We start from the raw sequence: 6191 nt of genomic DNA on the forward strand, positions 1-6191 counted from the left end.
ATACAAAACGATTAAAACGAGATATTTCATATAAGCAATATCTCGATACAATTCTGCTGCAAAATTCCCTATCTCAGGCACCAAAAATATGCACAAAGCAAGAACTGGAATTCCAATAAGAATAACAGCTATCTTTAAAAAGAGTGTTGTTCCCCGTTTCATAAAAAGCACCTCACTTATTTATTGTAAATTAGACATTAACACATATTTTATCGTTTTACAATAAAATATTGTTGTCTTTTATTATATTATTATTGTTATAGAAATATCCTTCATTTTTTAAAAAATTTCAAAAAGCATTTCCCATTACAAAGAAATGCTCTATAACTTTAAACTATTCAATTTATAACTTGTTCAACTAACCTGCCCCGTTAGTTCAATAAGAAAAAGGGCTACGAAATCGCCGATGATTTTTAACTAAAGCACCCGTTAGTTGAATGATATCGCTTACTTTTGTTCATCTCGTTCACATAATTTTTCAGCTATCTCCTTAACCCTATCAATTGTTATACCTTCCATTTGCTCTTTGGCTAAAGGGTGTTTAGTTGGTTCTAATTCTATATAGGGGCGTTCACCTATTGAACGAGTATGTACCATCGTTTTTAATTCTATTGTTTCCGGATAACCAGGAATGGAAGTCGATAGCCAGCCAAACATCGAATCTATTTGTTTTTCTCTTCCTTCAACTTCCCAATACTCATTTGTTTTATCAAAATTTGCTGCACTTAAAGAAACCCATACATCCCATATAAATGGTTTACTACTGTTTATTATGGGAATTTCGATACTCCCACGAATAAATAAATATTCATCATCAATCACACACAAATCTTCATTCATCTCGATTCGATTTTCTTGCTCATCAGTTGGTACATCATAGAAATAGTCGGGTACTGAACTACCGTAACTCATAGGTAGTTCCTCATGATACTCTCCGCAGCATTTACATAGGTAACCTTCTGTATTATTTCTCATTACAAATCCTCCATAAGATAAAACTATCTATATTTATTTCACTACATTAACAAATAGTGAAAACCATTCCTTGGTCAACTAAACTGCCCAGTTAGTTGAAGAAGAAAAAAGAGTTGTCTAACCAACCCCATGATTTTGAACTAAAGCACCCGTTAGTTAAAAAGTATTTAGTAGGATTTATTGTTAAAACAATCTTCACAAATGAATTTACCTTCGTTGCTTAAATATGCTTTTATTTCAGTAAAACCTTTTCGCTTTGGATAACGCATTTTCACAAAAACAACGTCGTCTTCCTTAATCTCTTTATCACAAATAGTACATTTGGGTTTATCCCACAACAACTAAATCACCTCTAAGTAATGTTAATTCCTCTTCATATCTTTACGAATAACTTTTATAAAAGTTTCTTCAACTAACCTGCCCCGTTAGTAAAAAGGTGTCCCAATCGCAGGACGCCTAATAATTAGTCGAAAGCCATTATATATTTACTTAAAGTGGCTAATCTTGCTGTAGTAATGTGCCATTTTGTTTATCGTAAATTTTATAATGTACACCAAAATCAGAACCTTCATAATAGGTAACTTCGCAATACGCCTTTTTTAATGAACCTTTGTCCCAATAATTTGGAGGTACACTAAAAAATTCATTTTCTGAAAACTGAATATCTAAAGAAGAATTTTTTGTGGAGCTCCAATATTCAACTGAACACGCACCCGTTACTGTGTCGTGATCTCCCTTTAATACCTTAGGCATCCCCGTTAGGGCATCCCAAAACACGGAGAGAGCTAAAAGGGCAAATAATCCGAGTGCAAGCTGGATTCCATAGTATTTAATATGCGGTAAATGTTCCTTTTTTTGAGCCTTTCTCATATACAAAATACCTGCTATACATAAAATGAAGCCTAAAATTGTTGTTGAAAATGCACCCAGTAGTTCCATCATTGTACTCTCACCTGCTATAACTATCGTTTTAATTCATTATACATCAATTTTAGTAGTGTTTTTCTTCCTGCCCAAGTTGAATAACACCCTTTTTTATAACACTGTTCTTCTACTAAACTGCCCCGTTAGTTGACGATCAAAAGCCTCAACTTAGACACTACATCTTTTCGTTATTTTACCATATTCTTAATGAGTTTACTTTTATTGTTAGAAAGAAAATTTTGTGAGATTAACGAAAAAAGCAATGCAAATTTGCACAAGCGAGGTATAGAGATAGATAATCTACTTGACGTAAGTGAACAAACCACCATCATTTCAATAATGTGTAGGTATTACCCTTATTATAAAATTGATCGATTTTTGTACTTTGATTTACCTTATTGTTTATATAGAAGAAACTGACAAAGTAAAAGACCTTCCAAAATAAGTTAACCCGTTCAGTAATCTGGTACAAAATCTAAATTAGACATACAAAAAGAGCCTAAATTCGCATATGAATTAGGCTCTAACACTTACTTTACACTTCGTTTTAACACTTGAATTGGCAGACACACAATTTTGATTGTTTATTTGTTAATACAAGTGCTATACGTGATGTTGAAACGATTGCTATTTACTTGAAGGGAGATATGTAAAAAGATAATGAATGTAAATACCGAACACAAAAACACCCAACCAAGAGGCTAGGTGTTTGCACTAAATATTGTTAGCGTTGTTCAACTAAAGCACCCGTTAGTTGAATAAGAACAGAAACGCTTACATAACAATCGCGCCCGCTTGCGGAACAACTTTATCGACGTGATTACATATTTCACTGGCGGTCTGTCAAAATTCATCAATTATTGGCCCGATAACTCTTAATTACCCATAATTTATTTGATTTGCTCCGCCAACTCTAAAATAATTCCCTCTGGCCCACTACAGTAGCATAACTTATAACTTTCTTCATAGTGTAGTATCTCACTAAAGATTTTCGTACCTTTCTTTTTCAACTTGGCAACAACAGCTTCAATATCTTCAACAGCAAATGCAATATGCCGGATACCCAGGGTATTTGCAAAAGGTTGCTGAATTTCTCTTTCATCTGACGGATTATAAAATTTGATTAGCTCTATCCATACCTGACCGTCTGGCGTCCCCAATCCTACACATGCTACTTTAACGTCATTAAGCCCAAATACCTGATTTATCAACTCTCCTTCCATTTCCCATTCCCCTTGCAACTCAAGGCCAAAATCGAGAAAAAAATCTTTAGCGGCAGAGAGATCATTTACGATTACACCCACATGATCTATTCTATGGATTTTCAAATCTCATACCTCCTATGTTCCTGTTATTTTGCAATATCCTGTATTCTTGATAAGTTTGTTTGTAATTCTAATTCGCTAAAAACAGAAAATATCCTTGTTCAATAAACTGGCCCGATTGTTGAACACAAGTTAAACAACGCTGTTCAACTAACCTCCCCCGTTAGTTCAATAAGAAAAAAGGCTTCACTCCTTATTGAAGTAAACCAGCTAATAGGATGTCAATATTTTTCTCTAAAATTCTAATTAACCCTATGTTATACTATTTTGAGCATGCCAAACAGCCCTCCAAAAACCTTTTGGAAGGTTTTCTCTTTTTTAATTAATACCGTAAATTAAGCTAGATCAAGGAAAGATTCTTTTCTGTTTAATAACGCATATATCCAATGAAGCAGTTTATTAATACAGGCTACAATTGCTACTTTAGCAGGCTTTCCTTCTGATTTTTTCTTATCGTAGAATTCTTTTAGCTTTTTGTTCCTGGAACTTCTTATTCCGCATAATACTGCTAGATACAGGGCATGACGTAATCTGCTTGAACCTCTTTTGGTAATACGATTGGTTGTTGCAGTGAACTTTCCTGATGAGTAAACTCTGGGATCTACTCCTGCAAAGGCAACCAGTTTTTTCGGATGACTAAACCGATCGATTTCACCAATTTCAGAGATAATCGTTGCAGCGATTTTTTCTCCTATTCCAGGAATCGATTGGACAATCTCGTAGTCTTCTAGTTCATTTGCCAAGGTCACGATACGATTCTCTAAAATTGAAAGGTGCCCTTGGTACTGAAAAAGCATCTTAATATACATATGAAGATTGATTAAGTGACTTAGATACACGACTTTTTGAAATGGATTTCGCGTTGCGGAATCCATTATTTTTTCCGCCTTTTCTCTTGCCCATTGGCCAGAACGACTAGGACAGAACTCCCCAACACGCTCTGCTAGTTTACTTTCCCCAGCTGATAATACGGCTTCCGAAGTCGGAAACTCCTCTAACATTAATAAAGAAACCTTTGAATATAGATCACCAAATACCTTCCGGTATTCAGGAAACACTTGATCTAAAATAGTATGGAACTGAAGTTTAGCTTCCACATACATATTCGTAACGATCTCCTGTTGTCTTGAAAGATTTCGAAGGTCTAAAAGCTTAAGTCCTCTGTTTTTATGAGGTTCAAAATCTTCTTTGTAATAAAGCACACACAACTGGTACGCATCGATTGCGTCCGTTTTCACCTTTCGTAAACTGGATTTCTTAGCCTGATAAGAAATAATAGGGTTAAGCAAGATATATAAAACCTTGTGCTCATCCAAGTATTGAATAACAGGGGAATGGTAATGGCCTGTAGATTCTAGAATGACCATAGGCATTTGCCCTGTCATCTCTTCAATCTCTTTTAAAAATCCAATAAAGCGATGTAATTCCTCTCTGGTAAGCTTCATCGAAAAGCTCTTTCCAAACGGTTTTGATTTATCTAAGAATGCCTGAACTTGGCTCTCTCCTTTTGCCACATCCAGACCAACTACTGGACTCATTGTTACTCCTCCTCTGATTTTTACTAACCAGTACCCCTAATCCTTCTTGTAGTGTCATAGCTTCGCTTGTTATACGAGATCTACGTCCCAACCAGCCTCAAACATGTTTCTACAAGTAGGGGGTGGACAGTTTAATTGACGGGATCACTGTCCCACGCACCCGTACGTCCTACCCTGGCTACTGATATATTAAATCCAATTAAAAAAAGGTCAACCAGTAAAAACTGGTTAACCTTATAATACGAAAGCACCCGTTAGTTGAAGAAAGACTTACTCGTCTTCAAAATCATCTTCGGTCTCTTCTTCTGAGATTAAAATAATAAATTCTTTCAAATTAGGGGCATATTCTTCAAGTTCAGCATCTTCGTGACACCAAAGATAAATTTCATTCCCCATTATCCCGTTATTGACTTTATAACATAATTTATCTCCCGAACCATTATCACCGATGACAAGAAGGTCTTCCGATATATCTTCTTCTCTCACTTCAGTGTTTTGTCTAACAATATCATCCCAAGTCTTTTTAGGATTTCTGTGGTCTTTGATAGGATAAAGTATCCATTCACCTATTTCCGCATTATTAACTAACTTGAAAAGATCTTTATATTGCTCTGGGAAAACTGCACCTAGCTTTTCTTCTGCTGCCTTTAAATCTAATTCAATAACACCTATTTTCCTTGTATAAATTAAGTTTCTTACATCTTTCATTAATCAACATCCTCCTACTAATTTATATCCTCGTTAAACTAAAGCACCCGTTAGTAAAACAAGACTTATTTATTCTGAATAATAACCAGTAATAATTCTCGTGCCTTTTCAAAACTTACAAGTTCTTTATAAAAATGAGGATAATTACTTACAGAATCTTTTAAAAATGAATATTTAGGATAAAGTGAAAAAAAGTTTTTATATAGGAATTGCCTTTGATTCTTAGGGATTTTCTTATTACCTAACACATAAGAGGTACTTCCTGCGATAAGCATACAAGATTCATTAAAATCAGCCCCCAGCCAATCTACTTCTGAGAAAACATCCTCGAAATCTTTTTCAATATGTTCAATATCTTCGTTTGGGAATTCATTCATTAATTCTGTATTATAAAGATTTTCAAGTTCGCTGATTAAGCCATTTTTCATTTCTTTCCCCACCTGTAAATCAGTTTGTTTTTCCTAATATTATATCTAAAACTGAAAATACCTTATACAACTAACCTGCCCCGTTAGTTGTATAAGAAAAAGAGCTGGATAAGCACCTCACTGATCTACAACTAAAGCATCCTTCAGCTTAATAAGAACCAAGTAATTTAAATTCAATAACGATTATTATTGCTATTACAATTAAAAACATTTCAGTTAAAGTTAAAATAGATTGTTTTGGATATTGTGTATACTTCCATTCAAAAAATGCTCGTACCATATAATCCAATAAC

8 protein-coding genes and 1 pseudogene are annotated in these 6191 nt (G+C 34.4%); all 9 read right to left on the reverse strand.

The window, feature by feature from the left end:
* Positions 1–162 (reverse strand): annotated as a pseudogene (locus AC1DOS_RS17260) (DUF2975 domain-containing protein); the annotation flags it as partial.
* 285 nt (positions 163–447) lie between these two features.
* Positions 448–975, reverse strand: a complete 528-nt coding sequence (locus tag AC1DOS_RS17265; protein ID WP_477538491.1) for a DUF2199 domain-containing protein — start codon at positions 973–975, stop codon at positions 448–450.
* Between the two features lie 167 nt (positions 976–1142).
* Positions 1143–1313, reverse strand: coding sequence for a Fe3+ hydroxamate ABC transporter substrate-binding protein (locus tag AC1DOS_RS17270; RefSeq protein WP_477538496.1), 171 nt, complete (start codon positions 1311–1313; stop codon positions 1143–1145).
* A 160-nt stretch (positions 1314–1473) separates the two neighbouring features.
* Positions 1474–1917 (reverse strand): flavoprotein, encoded by a 444-nt coding sequence (locus AC1DOS_RS17275; protein WP_477538492.1) that lies wholly within the window; start codon positions 1915–1917, stop codon positions 1474–1476.
* Between the two features lie 872 nt (positions 1918–2789).
* Positions 2790–3227, reverse strand: a complete 438-nt coding sequence (locus AC1DOS_RS17280) for a VOC family protein (protein ID WP_108587978.1) — start codon at positions 3225–3227, stop codon at positions 2790–2792.
* A gap of 332 nt (positions 3228–3559) precedes the next feature.
* The gene (locus tag AC1DOS_RS17285; RefSeq protein ID WP_477538493.1) at positions 3560–4762 is read right to left on the reverse strand and encodes an IS110 family RNA-guided transposase; all 1203 of its coding nucleotides are present in this window, start codon (positions 4760–4762) and stop codon (positions 3560–3562) included.
* 270 nt (positions 4763–5032) lie between these two features.
* On the reverse strand, positions 5033–5470 hold the full coding sequence (locus AC1DOS_RS17290; RefSeq protein WP_477538494.1) for an SMI1/KNR4 family protein: 438 nt from the start codon (positions 5468–5470) through the stop codon (positions 5033–5035).
* 65 nt (positions 5471–5535) lie between these two features.
* Entirely contained in the window at positions 5536–5898 is a 363-nt protein-coding gene (locus AC1DOS_RS17295; RefSeq protein ID WP_477538495.1) for a YxiJ family protein, read from the reverse strand.
* Between the two features lie 148 nt (positions 5899–6046).
* Positions 6047–6178, reverse strand: a complete 132-nt coding sequence (locus AC1DOS_RS17300; protein WP_477538497.1) for a DUF4181 domain-containing protein — start codon at positions 6176–6178, stop codon at positions 6047–6049.
* Positions 6179–6191 lie beyond the last annotated feature (13 nt).

It is taken from the genome of Paenisporosarcina sp. P5_A11, from assembly GCF_056400705.1.